The organism is Pedobacter sp. PLR (assembly GCF_026239675.1).
In the GTDB taxonomy this organism is placed as follows: Bacteria; Bacteroidota; Bacteroidia; order Sphingobacteriales; family Sphingobacteriaceae; genus Pedobacter.
Map to the genome: position 1 here is coordinate 356,153 of NZ_JAPIVQ010000001.1, position 17,612 is coordinate 373,764.

Genomic DNA, 17,612 nt, shown 5'->3' on the forward strand with positions numbered 1-17,612 from the left:
CCATCAACAGTCGTTGCTACCCTGTTTTAACCGTTATATTTCTATCGGGACACCTGGTTAATGATCTTTTTTAAGCAAAACTTTTATCATTCCTTCAATTAAGATAGCCTAAAGGTATATTGTCAGTAAAAAAAAGTAAAATATTCTGTCGTGAAAACACAAATGTTATATTTAATTTTATTAAGTTTACATAAACAATTTTAACATTGTTTGCGCTCAAACCAACGAACAGCTTTCCTGTATGAAAAATATTGCTCGTTTACTGAATGATTTAAATAACATGAGTCCGATTTCGGCTGGCTTCTGGAATGATATCCAGCCAATGATGATTGAAAAAAACAGAAAAACGGGTTATGTATTTATAAAACCAGGTCATATCGCCAATAAAGCCTGGCAATTGGTTTCCGGGTTTATTTTAACCATTAGAACCGGTCCGAATGGGGAAGAAATTGTGGCGGGGATATATTACCCCAATGATATTGTCACAGACTTAGAAAGCTTTTTTGAAACCATTCCTGCCCGCTTTAAATTCATAGCCGGAAGCGATGTAACTGTACTGGAAATCAAAAGATCCGATGTAATGAAGCTGGAACAATATCCGGAAACAAATAAACTGATCCAACATGTTGCCATTATAGGGAAGAAAGGCACAGAAGACAACAATCAAATGCTTCGGCTACCTGAAGAAGAAAGGGTTAAATTCTTTCTGGAAAACTACCCTGTTACTGGTTTACCTGCTCATTACTGTGCTTCCTTCCTAAACTTAAACATAGAAAGTTATTTAATAAAAGTGGAAGGTTTAATGTCTTCCGATCAGATCAAATCAAGGGAAGCAGGCACAAATCAACAAAATGATCTGGAAAAAAGCGGCAGTATTGCCTATAAGATCATCGCCTTTTTAATAGCCAATTATACTAAACCCGATATCGGCAATACCCGGAAAATCGCCGCATTATTTAACATGACGAGTGTGACTTTAAACCGGTTGTTTATTAAGACTTTTGGTTGCACCATACCTAAATTTATTACGAAACGCCGAATGGTGGATGCAGAGAAGATGCTAAGGAACGAGACATTGACTGTGGGAAAAGTAGCAATTGCTGTCGGATACAAAAACATCTACCATTTTAGCAAAGCTTTTAAAAGTTATTATGGATATCCTCCTAAGCAAGGAAAACCAAACAAATACACCTTTTAGTAGTTATTTATACTTTTTATACACCGAATTGAAGTTTTTATACAAAAAATGTAAATTTTAGCTGTTTTTTTTCGGAGACGAAGTGATTAAGTTTGATAAAAGACATATTCATGCGCTCTCACGTTAAATTACTTCAAAAGCCATTATCGGTAATTAACTGCCCCATCGATCAACGATCTGCTTTGACTCAGCTTCCTTTGAAACTGGCAGAGGCCTGTTATGTGACTTTAGAAAAGTCCGATATTTTGGTGCAATCTATCAGGCATCATCTGTTTTATTTTCAATGTTATGATTATAAGGTGAAAACGAATTTCGAAATAGATTTTGAAATCACGGAGAATTCGTTTTTTATGCTCGCCATACAGGAAAGCTCTTCTATTCTTTATAACCATTCCGGTGATATTTTATCAGAAATGTCAGGTGATTCCTGCAGATTGGCTTACCTCAAAGCAGGGAAATACAAGCGCAGTTTATCGGCAGGAAACTACCGGGTGGTATTGTTAACGATCAGACCGGAATGGCTCATTTCCAAATACGGAGAACTCGAGGAGCTCAGTGAATTGATTAGCAGCTTTAAAAACGGCGTATTGGAGAGCTATAGTTTACCTGGTTTTAATATCGCAGCACAGTTATTCAATAGCCTCAGGAAGCTGAACACCCTATCTGAACGAAGAGATGCCGAAATCGACTTGTATATATTTTTAAATGATTGCATCCGTAGGTACATGCTTAAAGTGAGCCAGGGGCTGGTCAATGTAAAATACCAGGAGGGCAAAGCAAAGGAAATCGCAGACTTTGTAACAAAGAATTATGCCAGCAAAGTGGTTGGTGATGAAACTGGTTTGGCCGATCGGTTTATGATGTCTAAAACAATGCTGGTCAGACTGGCAAAACTTGCTTTTGACAGGCCTTTGCATCAACAGGTGATTGAACTGCGGATGCATCATGGTTTGAAAATGCTTTTGACTACTCAAACTACTGTCCGGGAGATTTCTGCAAGCGTTGGTTATGGTGACCCCAAATATTTTAGCCGCGCATTTAAAAAGAGATTTGGCATTGCCCCGAATGAAACCAGAGTCACCGTGAGGTAGCCAGTGGCAGGTGGACTTTTCCTTTACAACTTACAGTTCTATTTCAATTTATTTTGAAAGAAAAGTCCGTTTGAACGCAAAGAATACGTTTGTAACTTTATAACAATCAACACCTTACAAACAACCTCTCAAAATGAATAACGCAAACAAAATCTCCTTCCCTATCCGAATTTGTTGTCACATTTTTAATCAGGAGCTATGAAAGCACGTGGAAATGAATCAAACAGAGCAAGATTAAAACTGATCATGAACAAAGAAATAATTCCAAAAATGGAATTACTGGTCGGCCCCTTAACCCGGGAATGCATTGAATTTATTATGTCAAGCAGCAGGTTAAAACAGATAAAAAAAGATCAATATATTGAAGAAAGCGGACCTTTTGAGGATGGTCACTTACACTATCTCTACAGTGGAATTGCCCATAGTTTCTACTATCATGACGAATCCGACAAAACATTTGTTACGCGTCTATGGAAAAAGGATGATATCCTGTTTGATGTAAATAGTTTCGTAAACTATGAAGACAGAAAAGAGGATATCCAAATGTTAGAAGACGGTGAGCTCATCTCCATAGGTCATTATCATCTAAAAAGTTTACTCAACAATTCTCCGCAGCTGCTAACGCTCTCCACTCACTTACAGATAGAAAGGGAAACTTACAATAAGTTTTATCAGCATCTGTTAAAATCAAATGTTGAAGAGCGACTTAGCTTGTTTCTAAAGCATAATCCAACCATTATCAATAGGATAAACAAGGATTTTATTGCGCAACACTTAAATGTCTCCAGATCCAGGTTGAGCACAGCCTATGCCCAATACAAGCTGAATAGAGACCATTAAGCTGCGAATTCTGTTACATATGTAACACGCGTTTGTTGCATATGTAACAAAAATCAGTTAAAACACCCCTTACATTTGGTATAACAAAACGCTAATCATTAATACTATGAACGCTGATAAAAGAATCTATTTCGTAAAACCAAAAAGGTATGATGTGATGGATGAAGTCTATGCTGTTTTTGACAACAAAGAAAAAGCGCAGCAGTTTATAGGAGGTTTTAAAAGTGACGCTTGTCTTGAAATCATTGATGGGATCTTAAACCCGGATCCCATCTCTGATCAAAAGCAGAGTGCCTACTATATCTCTATTGAACAAACTAATAGTACAGCCAGAGATATTTTTATGTGCGATAGCACTTGCGATATAGAAGAAACAAAAAATGAAGAACATAACATCTGCTTTTATGGAGGAGCAGAAAGTCATCATGGTTTATTTATCTCGAAGGTATTTGCAGAAAATGAAGAACAGGCATTAAGAAAAGTAATTGACATAAGAAATGAGGCGATTGTAAGTGGTGAATGGGATTTCGCCTGGGAAAGGCATAAGTTACACCAGTCGCGGTTTAAATAGTAAGCAGGTAACACACATAAAACCAACTTAATATAGTTTTTAATCTGAAAGGGCCGCGGGCTGAAATTCGGGAATTAGTCCCGGTCTCTTTCCAGAAAATTGATGTTGCAGGAAAATATAGAGTATGATGATTTCGAATGCCAGCTTACCAAATCCCGATCACGATAACCCTGCGGGTTATGGCACAGATGGATTACTCAACAAATCAACTCTATATGACTTGCAACAGCTAAAGAAATTAATAATTGCAGGGTCAAAAATTACAAAAATGGAAACAACATTGAAAAAATCATCGAGATTTCATCTTTCTGAAAAAGCAAAAGAGATTACCATTGATGCTGTAGCGTATGTTTTTATCGCGCTGTTCATTTATACGGCAACAGATAAATTCTGGAACATGGAGGTGTTCGTGAAGTTCATGAGCAGACTTGATCTGATACATGCTACAGGGAAGTATATAGCTTGGTTGATTCCGATAACTGAAATTGTAATTTCAATCTTTTTGATGGTTCCTATAACACGAAAGAAGGGGCTCATTGCGTCAGGGGCATTGATGACGGTATTTACGCTTTACCTCATTTATATGAAAATATTTATTGCAGTGATTCCTTGTCATTGTGGAGGAGTAATAAGCAAATTATCCTGGACAGAACACATTTGGTTCAACCTGATTTTTATTCTTTTAGCGGGAATTTCAATTTTCTTTTCCCATAAAAACACTAACATAACTTACTAAGAACCATCCATATGGCTTATAAAGAATTTACGCGTAATGCAGGTTAAAGCTGTGTCCTGAGTAAAATACGGCAGCATTAAATCACTTAAACTATAAACATTATGAAAAATTTATTTTTTAGCCTGCTAGTTGTAGGCGTAGCTTTTGCTGGAAGTGCATTTACCAACCAAAAAATAGTTGCCACTAAACATTATGTACAAAATCCAGACGGATCTTATACTTTGATGACAGAAGAATTTGACCCAATCAACTGTTTAGCAGACAACAATAGAACCTGTGCATATGAACAGATCTCAACAGATGAACTATTACCTACTTTATCACTTGAAGAAGTAATTCTGCTAGCAGCTCCTCAAACTCCAAGTAATCCAGTAGCTCCAAAACTACAACCAGTTGGTATTGCTACAGGCACTTACAATTAAAACTAAAAGAGGGTGTTCTATCTGAACCCCCTCTCTATTCTATCTATTAATTTTTAAATTAAACAATATGAAAAATTTATTGATTAATCTAACGATCTTAGCATCAGTATTTATCGGAAGTGTATTCGCTAATAAAAACATAACACATGCAACCTTCTATGTACAAGACATCCAAGGTCATTACAATCGCATAGATAGCCATGATTTTGATGCAATTTTCTGCTTTAACAATACCACGGGAATTTGTGCTTATTTAGATCTTTCAAATGAAAGTTATCCCCCAGCATTACCCACAACCCTCACAGCGGAACAAGTTCGTCAATTATCAGACCCAGCAAATGGTCCAATAACCCTTGAACCCTTGATGATCGTTTCAAAAGGGTACTACGATACTTCAAATTAAGAAGCATTTTTTTTTAACTAAGGTAAAAAATAATTATCCCTTAAAGCTTCCTCAATCAATGAAATAAAAGCACTTCTTGCCTCTATGTTGTTTGTAAAAGCAGGCCCCAGTCTGGGGGGCGATGATGAAAATACAGTTCCATTTTTCAGTACAAATTGTGTTGGATAACTACGGATATTATATTTTTCTATCAATGAATGAGAAGTCCCTAAACCACTGGTATACAAATTTAGACTCTGGGGATCAGTGTACTTTCCAGAAGCTACACTTTTCAACCAAGCCAATTTATCTTTGTCAACACTAACTGAGACAAACTCAACTTTAGGATTATTTTTAAATTTTTCTACGATAGGCTTCATTCCTTCATGAAGTATAATACAATTTGTACAACCAGTGTACCAAAAATCTAATACCACAACCTTTCCACTAAAATCTGACAGCCGAATTGTGGTTCCATTCGTATCCTCCAGCTCGAATGGGAAGAAAGCTACACCTTTAGTTCTAGTGTCTTTTATATTTAGTAGAATGTCTTTAATTTCAGTATTTTCCACATACGATATTGCTTCATCCAGGTATGGATAGCTTATTGAATAATCTTTATATCTCAAAAAAAACATTGCTAGAAGTTTTTCTCTAAGCAAGCCCCGATGGTTGTTTTTAATTGCATTAAAAACAAATGTTGGCATTTCAATTTTTGACCGCAATGTGAGCGATTTAGGGTCTATCGAATTTTCAGCAGTAATTTTCTCAAGGAGAAAGTTACAATAAGTTGTTGAGCTGATCAAAATTGTAGGATCAAGTTTTTGGTTCAAACTCATGTCTATACTTCTATAGGCATCACTTTTTAAAAACGCCGGAAGGAGATTACGGTCATTTATTCTAGAGCTCATAATTACAGAACTTATGTTTGGAGCATATCTATTCCCATATGCGTTGGCCAACATAATCTCAGTCATCTTTCTTCCAAGTTTTATGGCATGTTTATTTACGATCTCAACCTGAAGTTCAAATATCGAATCCAATATTTTTTTAGTGACCCTAAATAAGGTTTCATATTGTTTATCACGATACAGTTTACTTTCTTTTACTCCAGATCTGTATTGAAGATCATACATTTCGCTTTGACAGTTGAGCTTTTCCGCACCCTTCCCATAAAATTCATAACTATTTCCAGACACCCTACACTTTACGCTATCACCTTTTTCAAAAATATAGTAATTATTTAGAAACCCCCGCTTTTCCATACCTTCAAACTCAAAATGGACATAGGTAAAATTAGTGGTTGAGGGCAGGGAAATTTTAAAAGGTTTATCAGTACTTAGAATAGTAGTGTAAACTTTTCGGGGAGCAATAGAAATATCTGAACCGAAAGTAGCTATACTTAATCGCACACTAAGTTCCTTGTTTAGTAGTGGTTGATCGGCATTATCCAGCAAATCAATTTCAATAGTAATTTGATCTGCCATAGATCCCATTTTAGCCTGAGCAATTAAGGATTCTGTAATAACACACAAAAATAACAGTATTAAACCTGCAATTTTATTTATATTTTTCATGTTTATCTTGAATTTTGTTGAATACCACTTAAATTTACTTCGTCATCAGGAATAGGAAACACAGACCTTGGGTCATTAGGAGGCAAAGAATAAGTTTGCCCATTAATGGTACGCCTCAAAGTTATATTAGCGCCGGCTCTGTTAAAACGCCTTAAATCATCCCATCTAGATCCTCTAAATACCAGTTCCTTCCGTCTCTCCAGTAAAACTTTATCTAGGGCTTCCATAGAATTAGCAGCCATTACATTCTTATAAGGCACCTCAGGTGAAGTTGCTTTTGGATTCCAGCGAGTAATTAAAAGCTTATTCAAGACATCCATGCTCGGTTGAACCTCTCCTCTCCTCGCGAGGCATTCTGCCTTTATTAAATATATCTCATCTGTAGCTAAACCTACAAAAGGCATAGCGCCTGAGACACCATAGTAACTTCGTTTAATATCATAAGTTCCGTCTGTTTGTTTACTATAAAAAACACTCAATCTTAAATCATTTGGTCCGTAAAGTGCCATAAGATCTGGAGCAACTTGAATATAGTTATTAGTAGGTCCTAACCTAATTGCATTTTCTATAGTCGCAATCCTAGCATAAATTTGCTCATCGTGATTATTTACAAATGGGGTAGAACTGGTCTTACTCAGGGTATTATAATCAATTAATTTACTATAGAGGCCCAAACATACATCGGCATTCGACTCAGCTTGATTATATTTACCCATATTTAAATAGATTTTGGCCAATAAGGCATGAGCAGCTACTTTTGAAGGCCTTGATCGTGCTGTAGGAAGCGCGGTATTTAGCAAAGTTGTTGCTTCATCAAGGTCTTTGAAAATTCTTTCAAAGACTATTTCTACAGATGAACGCGGCAATATTTCATCAATGGAAGGGTTTAATCGTAAGGGAATTCCTAAATCTTTTGCTGCAGTCTTTTCGTTGTAAAATGGAGCGAAATTATTCACTAAATCATAAAAAGAATAAGCTCTTAAAAACAAAGCCCATCCTTTTATTCTATCCCATTCCACTGCATTTTTAGGTGTTCTCTCAATTTTTTCAACTCCAGTCAATACATTATTAGCATAAAATATAGCTTGGTATGAACTTGACCAATGAAAAGTTATAGTTCCTTCATAAATATCTTTAGCCCATATATAAGAATTCCGAGCTGTAACTGATGGCGCAGAGAGCCAAGTTGCATCGCTGCTATATTGGTATTCATCTGCTGCGAGAACCCCCATACCAACACCATAATTTAAATTAGTGTTATCAAGGAGCAACTGAAAATCTTCCAGGGTTATTGGTTGAACAATATTAGTACTGGGTTTTGCGTTTAAAAAATCTTTTTTACATCCATTGATTGTTATTATAAGCATACAACTGCTTAAGAGGAGTATAAATTTTTTCATGATATTTTAATTAAAAGTTAGTTTTTATCCCAAATGCTATAGTTCTGGGATTAGGGTATGTATTAACTTCCGGATCTAGGTCGGACTTATTTGCTTTCCAAAGCAAACCAAAATTCGTAGCGTATGCATAGATATTTATGGTATCAAATGGAAGTTTAGGGAGTTGCTTTCTAGTTAAGGTATAGTTCAGCTGAACATCCTGTAAGCGAATATGATCTCCCCGTTCTACCAGGATCGCCGAACCCGAATAAAATGAATCCCGCAAACCATTTCCAGGATAAACAAGGGATGGTACATTAGTAACTAATTCGTCTCCTTGTTTTTGCCATCTGAAATCGTAATCTTTAATTCTAAAATTACCTCCATAGAGATTAGCATTGACTAAAGAATTTTTCCTGAAATAATACCCCATCTTATAAGTAACATTAAAGGAGATCTCCATGCTTTTATAAGAAAAAGTATTTCTAAGTCCACCATGGATGGTTGGGACTGTCGAACCAAAGAACTGAAGTTGGCTCGGATCTGTAGTATCCATAATTTTTCCATAATCAGTACTAACTACTCCATTTAAATAACCTTGAGGATTACCTGATGCATCTAAACCGGCCCATTTGAAGGCAAAAACTGAATTAATGGGATAATTTACCAATGGAGCCAATCCAGCACTAGCAGCTGCAACAATCGTAGAATTTGTGCCAACAACAGTCTTATAACCAGTAACTTTATCTTTTACATAGTTAAAAATATAAGTTGTATTCCATTTTAACTCTCGATTAAAATTTACTGAATTTAATTGAAGATCAATGCCCTTCGTCTGGGTATCGGCGGTATTTCCTGTGAAAATCGAAACACCCGTTTGAGGAGCTATGGGGCCAGCTGCAATTAAGTCCTTTCCATCCTTAATATAAAATTCCAAACTTCCAGAAATACGTGCGTTTTTTGTAGAAAAGTTCATCGCTGCATTGATGTTTTTCACCTTCTCCCATCTTAAATTGTCATTTGGCGGATTCATTATAGCATAAAAATTAAGTCCTGAGAAGTTATTCAACTGAGAGTCAATTTTAGCGGTTAAGTAAGCCGATATCGATTTATTTACATTTCCATTGTATCCAAACGTTGCTTTCAATTGTAAAGTTGATAACCAATTCACATTAAAAAAAGGCTCTTTATCAACGTTCCAAGCCAAACCGGCAGACCATAAAGGAACTCCCTTTTGATTTGCTTTGACGCCAAATAAATTAGACTCATCTTTACGGTAGCTACCTGAGACAATGTATCTACCATCATAAATGTAAGACGCATTTCCAAATAACGAAATATAACGGTCTACTGTACCTCTTTCCGAAGACTGTTGCTCTACACCTCCTATTTTTTCTTGAATACCAGTAATGTAATTTGTAAATGACGAAAATTGGTCTACCAAAGTACTTGTTGCTGTTTCGGGATTATATCCATAAACATTAAATGCATTACTACGCCATTGGTTATCCCGAATCTCATAACCAACAATAGCAGAAATGTTGTGTTTTGTTGCAAAGGACTGATTAAAATTCAGCTGGGCTCTGCCCTGATTAGATTCTCTACGCTCATACCTAGTTCTAAAGACATCCCCTATAGGAATCGGTCTGGTTACAATTTTGGTTAAGGGATTTATTTGAGAATAGGTATTGATTAAATTCCTTGTAGAGAACGAATTAACACTATTATTGCCTTCTCCCCAAGTACTTGCATTATAATATTGATAATTAGCAGTAAAATTCAAGGCACCAATAATCTTATAGGTCAGCCCCAGGTTAATCCTATAATCGGTAAGGTCCTTAGAGTCTTGAGAATAACCTTTCCTTAATTCCTCCAAAGGTTTATATGCCCAGTCTAATAATTGACCATTACCAACCCCTTCGGTATAGGCCGTTCTCAATCCACCACCTCTTAATATTGCTAATGCATTGCCATTTTCATCTGCCAATTGTTCATAAGGGACATAGGTATTGTAACCATAAACATTTGAATTCTTGGTTTGAGATTTTGAAAAGGTAATATCTGTATTCAACTGTAATCGGTTTTGAAGCAAATTGTAGCTATTGTTTCCTTTAAGAGTTGTCCTTGAATTTGATAAAGCAACTGAACTAGGTAGATTCTTATCGTATCCAGCAAAAAAATAATAAGTCTGAGCAGTACCTCCTCCCCTCACTTCTGCAGCGTACCGTTGTTGGATGCTTTTTCTGAAATAATATTTGTTGTATTGATCCCTATAGTCAACCTCTCTTAACGCATCAATCTCCGCCTTTCCCTGAACAGCGTAACCTTTATCAAGCTTAATCTTTTGCAAGATGGCAACTACCGGAGAGATGGTAGTATAACCGTTTTTGATTGTAGCATCATACACTCCTTTATCAAAAAGAAACTGCTCTACATCGATAAATTGGCTGCTACTTAATTGGGGCTCGTAATACAGATCAGGCTTACTACCAACCGTTAAATCTGCTTTTAAACTAATTGATGGAGCTTGATTGAGCTTACCTTTTTTTGTGGTAATCACGATAACCCCATTACCAGAAGATGCACCCCAGATTGAAGCTGCTGCTGCATCTTTTAGAATGGTCACACTTTCCACCATGTCCGGATTTATCGTATTGATATCACCCTCAAACGGAAAATTATCCACCACAATTAAGGGCAAGCTATTGGAGAAAAGCGTGCTCTGCCCTCTAACGCTAAAACCACCATTTTTAGTCACTAAAACTCCATTTGTAACTCCTCTTAATCTGGACATGATATCCGGAGACACTGAACGGTTTAGTAGTTTATTATCTACGAGTGTAAACGACCCCGTCGCCCTCTCTTTTGGCAGATTTTGATAACCCGTACTTACAATTTCCACCTCATTGAGTTTATCATTACTCAATACTAATTTTATGGAATTTGAAGATTCTGAGGCAGGGATTTCTAATGTCTGATACCCCAAATAAGAAATGAGTAAAACCGCTTTATCCCCAACATTTTTTAAAGTAAACTCACCATTATTATCGGTTACTATAACTGTTTTTGTATCCTTTACTCTTACTATCGCTCCCACCAGCGGCTTACTATCTTCATCAAGAACGCGGCCGCGAACATCAATTGCAGGAACAACCATACTGACCTTAGCACGAAATGAAGGCAAATCCCTCCTTATCACGATCATTTCGTCCTGTACTATATAGGTTACGGGCTTCCCTGCAAGGACTTTCTTCATCACCTCATCAATAGTTGCATTGGTAAAATTGGCATCTATCGGTTCGCTCGTTTTGATCACATCATCAGACCATAATACTTTATAGCCGGTTTGTGCTTTTATAGCATTAAAAAGATCCCATAAATTTGTCTTTTTCTTCACGTAGGTGATCTTCTTTTGGCTAAAGCCTGAGGCACTGACCTGCAATAGGGTAGCGATAAGAATAACGGTGGTTAGGCGCATTACCAGCAGTATTTTAAAAACATACCTTTTCGGTATGTCGGGTTTATAGCATATTTTGTTCATTTCGTCTGATACGACAAGTCTTAGCGGCAGATAGAACCGTTATTTTGCTTAATGGCGAAAATTTTCTAAGTTTGCTTGTCTGGTTTTTTAGGTTACACTCAATTATCTGTAATTTCCGGCATTTGGCCAGGAAGTGTATCGAGCACTCCTGGCCTTTTTCATGCCTCATCCCACGGGGGGGGATTAAGTTGAATTTCTTACTACGCTCTTCATCTTTAATAGCTTTAAATTGTTCATATACTGTTTATTACAACACCCATTAGCCCAGATTCCCGGAATAAATAAGATTAATTGAGAGCATTAATCATTGAGAACCCTAATTTGTAACTATAATTTTTTTACCGGCAATTTTAAACTTTACATCTCCGGTGAGCTCCAACATACAGAGCACTTTTGACACCTTTTCGAACCTGGAAATTGACCCTCCAAACAGTTTCGCCTTAGCTTGAGGATCTTCATAAACCACTTCTACATCATACCATCTGGATACATTTTTCATAATATTTTCCAGCGACTCATTCTTAAATGCGAATTCCCCGTTTTTCCATGCAATAGCCAACCCCGGGTCTACCTGCTTTACTTCAATAGCATTCCCGGAATTAAGGGCTAGCATCCCCGGCTTAAGAATTTTGGTTTCACCTGATACAGGACTTCCTGAGGCAGATAAAATAGCTACACGAACACTACCTTCCAGAAGCGTAGTTTTAACTGCTTGTTCATCAGTATAACTATTGATGTTAAAATGTGTCCCCAGAACAGTAACCATTTGTTTAGCTGTACTTACAACGAATGGATGCTCCTTGTCTTTTGCGACTTCAAAATAGGCCTCCCCAATCAGTTTCACCCGACGGCTACCTCCTTCCCCTTTTAAAGGCGGACTATAAGTTAAACTTGATGCTGCGTTTAGCCATGCAACTGAACCATCCGGAAGGCGGACCTGATAGGTTCCGGCACGTGGGGTGGAAATTGTAAAAGTCTTTGATTGTTCATTATTAATTACCGTTCCGTCATTATAGGTCAATTTCGATGCATCAACGACAATACCTGTCTTTGCTTCACTCAACTCAATTTCCTTACCGCTTTCTAAGGTTAGTACAGCTTTATTACCACCCGGCTTAACATCACCTGCATAGTTAATTGAATTTGTCTCTTTTGTAAAGAGAACAGTGAACAATCCACAAACAACTACTATTGAAGCAGCAATCAGCAAAAGATTCAGCGGCCAGTTTCTCCTCCTGATTTTCCATGGAATACGAGCCGCGGCATCTTTATAACCCATCAAATCGGTTTCCATCCCAAGAAGATCCTGAGGCGTAGCACCTTCATCAATGATATAGGATTCCACAAGAGCTAATTCTTCTGGTGTACATTCGCCCGCTTTATACTTATTTAGTAATTGCTCAGGATTTATATTGCTCATCTGATTGAATAATTATAACTACCACACAACAGTGTATTAGCTTAGTATTCAAAAAATGTAAATAAATTACTAACTCAGGATTTAGAGCAAAAAGGAACCGCCAGTCGTGATCACAACCGGCGATTCCTTTAGTAAAAATTCAACAACTATAGGAAGGGAAAAAGTACAGACAGATTTCCTGAAGGCAGTTTAACCCTTAAGATTTTTAATGAGCGCTGTAGATTAGTTTTCACCGTGTTCTCTGGAATACCTAAATACTCAGCGATCTCTTTACGGTTCATAGATTTTTTCCTGCTGAGCTCAAACACAATCCTCAATTTCTCAGGTAGCGCAGCTATTTCTTTTTCAATCAATGTAGACAGGTCATTGTGACGCACCAGATGATCTGTATTGTTTTGGACATTATTTAGATACTTCCCGAAATTCTCAATATACTTTCTGGATACCTGCTGATGTTTAAAGTAGTTCAATACCTTATTCTTAACCATCTGTACTAAATAGGCTTCCAATATTCCCTCAATTACCAGCATCGCTCTCTTTTCCCAAATGGTTGCAAATGCATCGTGAACTAAATCTCTTGCCTGTTCCTTATTATCAATTCGCCGATAGGCAAATGAGAACAGCAAAGTATGATAGCGGTTTACGATTTCAGTGAAAGCAATAGCATTGCTTTCTTTCAATAAAAGGACAAGTTGACTGTCGGGAAGTTCAGTATAATCAGCTCTTAATGCCATATGGTTTAACCTAAAAATATCGATGCTTGACGCTTAACAATTATTACGCCTTTATGGGATGTTTAAACATTTGGGTTTTATTCATTTTATTCATTCTAAGAACGTTTGTGATCACGCTTTTTTCCAGGACTGTGTTCAGTCCTTCAAAAAGGCAAAACCAATAAAAATGCTGCTTCAAAATCATCAGAAAAGAGACAAAAGCTATAAAAAGAGGGATTCTGCTTATTTTTATAGCTTACGTAATCCAAACTAATTCAGTTTTTGAAAGAAGTAAACATTTTGCAACATCAACTTTCACAAAACACAACTACACAGGACCTTAACACTATTTTGAGTAAATAAAACACGATTTAGATTCGTTTTCTATGGAGGTTGGAGGATTCGGAATGAACAAAAATAATGGGTGTGTTTTTTATACATATTTGACAATTTTAACTGTATTAATTCACCTTGATTACAGGAGATACTGACCAAATTATCTGATTTAAAAAACAGTAATGTCTAGTCAGGACTTAGCGCAAAAAAAACTTATAATTCGCAAAACATTTCGCAACCAAATAACTGATAACCAAACCATTTGATCCACAAAAAAAACTAATAAAAACAGGGTTAAAAATTTAATGGCCGCTAAGGCCTGTGATCTGAATCATTGTCTAAAACAGTATAGCTGAATTAGATAATTTAAAAAGGATCCTTACCCGAATTCTCCGGTGATTTATTTTTGATATCCGGACATTTAAAAATGAATCAAAAATTGAAGGACCGCCAAAACAGCAATGGAACTCCATGATAAAAAAGAAGCTTATTGGAATTTGAAGAATCAAAAATTCAATTGCCTGATACGGGAATTCACATGGAATTGATTTCAAAAATATTAAACAAAGCGCTATTTAGTTTATCTTCAGTAACTAATATAACCATAATAATCGAATTAACAAATTATTTTTCTCATTAAGACAATAAGAAACATACTTCTCTGGCCGACACTGAAAACAATTAACCTCCAAAAGGAATAACAAACCATTTTCCTGAGGACAATTTACAAACCTTTTCAATAGTAAAGATGTTATTGATCCTGGAAGGATGTTAAAATCCCCGCTTTACCTCTAAAAGAAACAACAAACGCTTTTAAACAACAAATAAGAACATTCGCAATTTTTTTACGTTAATTTGCGTTACAAGTTTTAACACTATTTAACACGAACTGTTTTACGTTTTTTTGATCTTTACTTCCATGTTTAAAGAAATCCGCAATAAGTATATTCGCTATTTTAGCATATTCCTATATTGCATCATTATATTCTTCTGTGCGCTCCAACTCAACTTTTTATGGCTATTTGGGTACTCCCCATCATTTAAAGACATCAAAGCACCCACCCAAAGTGTAGGCTCTGAATTATACACTTCCGATGGAAAATTAATCGGCCGTTATTATAAAGAAAACCGTACTCCGGTCAGCTTTAAAGAGATCTCTCCAAGCGTGGTTGAAGCCTTAATTGCCACAGAAGATGTTCGTTTTTACAGTCACATGGGTATAGATTTCCGATCCCTGTTATCAAGCGGAATCTCTACTGCTACCGGCGACAAACGTGGCGCCAGTACCATCACCCAACAACTTGCCAAAAACCTTTACCGAACCCGTTACAACAAGTCCCAGGGTATCATTAAACATATCCCCGTAGTACGAACCATCGTTTCCAAGTTAAAAGAATGGATGACCGCTGTAAAACTGGAAGCCAATTACTCTAAAAACGACATCCTGACGATGTACCTCAATACCGTCTCTTTCGGGAACAATGCTTTCGGTATCAAAACAGCTTCAAGAGTCTATTTTGATAAAGGGGCGAATGACCTTCAGGTGCCGGAATCTGCATTACTGGTAGGAATGCTAAAAGGAACTTCTATTTACAATCCCGTGAGAAATCCTGAAAAGGCACTGGAACGCAGAAATGTGGTGCTAGCTCAGATGAACAAATACAACTACATCAGTAAAGAAGAACTAAACACTTATAAAAATACCCCCATCAAACTTAAAGAAGGCAGTATAGATGATGGAAGTGACGGAGATTCTTATCTACGTGCCGCAGTAGACAAATACCTTGAAAAATGGGCGGACGACAATGACTACGATCTTTATGAAGATGGTTTGAAAATCTACACCACCATCGACTCCAAGCTACAGAAATACGCAGAAGAAGCAGTAGCAGATCAAATGAAAATCATTCAGAAAAGATTTTATAGTGTCTGGGGAAAAGAAGACCCATGGCAGGATTCTGAAAAGAAAAAAGTAGACTATCCTGATCGCGCCATGCGTAAATTACCTGTCTATGCGATATTAGAGAAAAAATTCAGCAACACTCCGGATTCCATTAAAGCGTATTTCGATAAAAAGAAAAAGATGAAAGTCTTTACCTGGAAAGGTGATCGTGACACCCTTTTCTCTACCATGGATTCTATTCGTTATTACGGAAAGATCATGAATGCAGGAATGATGACCATGGACCCTTTCAGTGGGAAGATTAAAGTATGGGTTGGTGGTATTGACCATAAGTTTTTCAAATATGATCACGTTAACCAAAGTAAAAGACAAGCAGGTTCAACCTTCAAACCTTTTGCTTACCTCGCTGCGCTGGAATCAGGCATGAGTCCTTGCGATACCTTCACAGATAAACCTGTAAAAATCGCCTATCAGGAAAAAGGAAAAACACTTTATTGGGAGCCTAAAAATGCAGATTGGAACTATAGTTACAGAGAAATGTCCTTAAGATGGGCCATGGGTAAATCTGTAAATACCATTACCGCACAGGTTACTGAAGCAGTAGGCGCTGATAATGTCGTAAAATGGGCAAAAGAATGTGGAATTGAAAGTCCACTACAAGCCGTACCATCTGTGAGCCTTGGCCCAAATGATGTTTCCGTTTATGAAATGGTGAGGGCTTATAGCACCTTCCTGAATGAAGGAGTAAGAACAGATCCGATTTTAGTGGAGAAGATTACTGATCAGGATGATAATCTAATTGAAGACTTTAAAGCGAAAACAAAAAGAGTGCTTTCTGAAGAGATTGCATGGCTGATGTTATACATGCTTCGTGGAGGTATGGAAGAACCAGGTGGAACTTCTCAGGCACTTTGGGAATGGGATCTTTGGAAAAAAGGAAATCAGATTGGTGGAAAAACAGGTACTTCCTCGGATTATGTGGATGCCTGGTACATGGGTGTAACTAAAGATCTGGTAACCGGTGTTTGGGTAGGCTGCGATGAACGTACCGCTCACTTTAACAATGGTGCAACCGGAGAAGGCTCAAGAACAGCATTGCCAATCTTTGCCAAGTTCATGGAAAAAGTATACCACGATCCAAGTACAGGTTATACCTACGGCCCTTTCCCGAAAGCGAAAGTCAAAATCACAAGGAACATCGATTGCCCTAGTCCGAGGATAAGAGTAGATACAACCACTACCGATAGTCTTGCTGTAGATTCTACCAGCACGGATGAACCAATAACGGACGATCAGCCACCGGTAATCAAAGAAGAAGATATCATCAAAACGGAGGATAAGAAAACTCCGGAACCGGTAAAACAACCTGCTGCTGAAGTCCCATTAACCAGAAAAGAAAAAAGAGAGCAGAGAAAGAAAGAACGTGAAGAAGAAAAGGAAAAAGAACGTATAAAAAAAGAACAGGAGAAAGTTAAACCTGCTAAATAGAATGGCTTAAACCAT

Annotated in this window: 13 protein-coding genes; 8 read left to right on the forward strand and 5 right to left on the reverse strand. The window is 37.1% G+C overall.

Translation table 11 applies throughout. The annotated features are described in order from the left end of the window. Window positions 1-241 precede the first annotated feature (241 nt). The 7 genes from OQX61_RS01510 (at window position 242) to OQX61_RS01540 (ending at window position 5,261) form a co-directional block, all read left to right on the forward strand. A complete protein-coding gene (locus tag OQX61_RS01510; protein ID WP_265839873.1) occupies window positions 242-1,198 on the forward strand; it encodes a helix-turn-helix domain-containing protein in 957 nt (318 codons plus the stop codon). A 110-nt stretch (window positions 1,199-1,308) separates the two neighbouring features. Continuing rightward, complete coding sequence (locus OQX61_RS01515; protein ID WP_265839874.1) at window positions 1,309-2,289, forward strand: helix-turn-helix transcriptional regulator; 981 nt, start codon at window positions 1,309-1,311, stop codon at window positions 2,287-2,289. A 198-nt stretch (window positions 2,290-2,487) separates the two neighbouring features. Further along, complete coding sequence (locus OQX61_RS01520; protein ID WP_265839875.1) at window positions 2,488-3,129, forward strand: hypothetical protein; 642 nt, start codon at window positions 2,488-2,490, stop codon at window positions 3,127-3,129. Window positions 3,130-3,235: 106 nt separating this feature from the next. Continuing rightward, window positions 3,236-3,700, forward strand: a complete 465-nt coding sequence (locus OQX61_RS01525; protein ID WP_265839876.1) for a hypothetical protein — start codon at window positions 3,236-3,238, stop codon at window positions 3,698-3,700. Window positions 3,701-3,824: 124 nt separating this feature from the next. After that, complete coding sequence (locus OQX61_RS01530) at window positions 3,825-4,436, forward strand: MauE/DoxX family redox-associated membrane protein (protein WP_265839877.1); 612 nt, start codon at window positions 3,825-3,827, stop codon at window positions 4,434-4,436. Between the two features lie 101 nt (window positions 4,437-4,537). Beyond that, window positions 4,538-4,858 carry a hypothetical protein gene (locus OQX61_RS01535; protein WP_265839878.1) on the forward strand — a complete coding sequence of 107 codons (321 nt, stop codon included), beginning with the start codon at window positions 4,538-4,540 and terminating at the stop codon, window positions 4,856-4,858. A gap of 67 nt (window positions 4,859-4,925) precedes the next feature. After that, window positions 4,926-5,261, forward strand: coding sequence for a hypothetical protein (locus OQX61_RS01540; RefSeq protein ID WP_265839879.1), 336 nt, complete (start codon window positions 4,926-4,928; stop codon window positions 5,259-5,261). A gap of 17 nt (window positions 5,262-5,278) precedes the next feature. Here the strand turns inward: OQX61_RS01540 and OQX61_RS01545 are convergent, their stop codons facing one another. The 5 genes from OQX61_RS01545 to OQX61_RS01565 form a co-directional block, all read right to left on the reverse strand. Next, on the reverse strand, window positions 5,279-6,817 hold the full coding sequence (locus tag OQX61_RS01545) for a TlpA disulfide reductase family protein (protein ID WP_265839880.1): 1,539 nt from the start codon (window positions 6,815-6,817) through the stop codon (window positions 5,279-5,281). Between the two features lie 2 nt (window positions 6,818-6,819). Continuing rightward, window positions 6,820-8,217, reverse strand: coding sequence for a RagB/SusD family nutrient uptake outer membrane protein (locus OQX61_RS01550; protein ID WP_265839881.1), 1,398 nt, complete (start codon window positions 8,215-8,217; stop codon window positions 6,820-6,822). 10 nt (window positions 8,218-8,227) lie between these two features. After that, entirely contained in the window at window positions 8,228-11,737 is a 3,510-nt protein-coding gene (locus OQX61_RS01555; RefSeq protein ID WP_265839882.1) for a SusC/RagA family TonB-linked outer membrane protein, read from the reverse strand. 316 nt (window positions 11,738-12,053) lie between these two features. Beyond that, window positions 12,054-13,157, reverse strand: a complete 1,104-nt coding sequence (locus tag OQX61_RS01560) for a FecR family protein (RefSeq protein WP_265839883.1) — start codon at window positions 13,155-13,157, stop codon at window positions 12,054-12,056. 146 nt (window positions 13,158-13,303) lie between these two features. Continuing rightward, window positions 13,304-13,891 (reverse strand): RNA polymerase sigma-70 factor, encoded by a 588-nt coding sequence (locus tag OQX61_RS01565; RefSeq protein ID WP_265839884.1) that lies wholly within the window; start codon window positions 13,889-13,891, stop codon window positions 13,304-13,306. Between the two features lie 1,234 nt (window positions 13,892-15,125). Between OQX61_RS01565 and OQX61_RS01570 the strand changes: the two genes are divergently transcribed. After that, complete coding sequence (locus OQX61_RS01570; protein ID WP_265839885.1) at window positions 15,126-17,597, forward strand: transglycosylase domain-containing protein; 2,472 nt, start codon at window positions 15,126-15,128, stop codon at window positions 17,595-17,597. Window positions 17,598-17,612 lie beyond the last annotated feature (15 nt).

Excerpts from the sequence above, each read along its gene's own strand:
- OQX61_RS01510 (WP_265839873.1), top strand. The coding sequence starts at position 242 with ATGAAAAATATTGCTCGTTTACTGAATGATTTAAATAACATGAGTCCG.
- OQX61_RS01515 (WP_265839874.1), top strand. The coding sequence starts at position 1,309 with ATGCGCTCTCACGTTAAATTACTTCAAAAGCCATTATCGGTAATTAAC.
- OQX61_RS01520 (WP_265839875.1), top strand. The coding sequence starts at position 2,488 with ATGAAAGCACGTGGAAATGAATCAAACAGAGCAAGATTAAAACTGATC.
- OQX61_RS01525 (WP_265839876.1), top strand. The coding sequence starts at position 3,236 with ATGAACGCTGATAAAAGAATCTATTTCGTAAAACCAAAAAGGTATGAT.
- OQX61_RS01530 (WP_265839877.1), top strand. The coding sequence starts at position 3,825 with ATGATGATTTCGAATGCCAGCTTACCAAATCCCGATCACGATAACCCT.
- OQX61_RS01535 (WP_265839878.1), top strand. The coding sequence starts at position 4,538 with ATGAAAAATTTATTTTTTAGCCTGCTAGTTGTAGGCGTAGCTTTTGCT.
- OQX61_RS01540 (WP_265839879.1), top strand. The coding sequence starts at position 4,926 with ATGAAAAATTTATTGATTAATCTAACGATCTTAGCATCAGTATTTATC.
- OQX61_RS01545 (WP_265839880.1), bottom strand. The coding sequence starts at position 6,817 with ATGAAAAATATAAATAAAATTGCAGGTTTAATACTGTTATTTTTGTGT.
- OQX61_RS01550 (WP_265839881.1), bottom strand. The coding sequence starts at position 8,217 with ATGAAAAAATTTATACTCCTCTTAAGCAGTTGTATGCTTATAATAACA.
- OQX61_RS01555 (WP_265839882.1), bottom strand. The coding sequence starts at position 11,737 with ATGAACAAAATATGCTATAAACCCGACATACCGAAAAGGTATGTTTTT.
- OQX61_RS01560 (WP_265839883.1), bottom strand. The coding sequence starts at position 13,157 with ATGAGCAATATAAATCCTGAGCAATTACTAAATAAGTATAAAGCGGGC.
- OQX61_RS01565 (WP_265839884.1), bottom strand. The coding sequence starts at position 13,891 with ATGGCATTAAGAGCTGATTATACTGAACTTCCCGACAGTCAACTTGTC.
- OQX61_RS01570 (WP_265839885.1), top strand. The coding sequence starts at position 15,126 with ATGTTTAAAGAAATCCGCAATAAGTATATTCGCTATTTTAGCATATTC.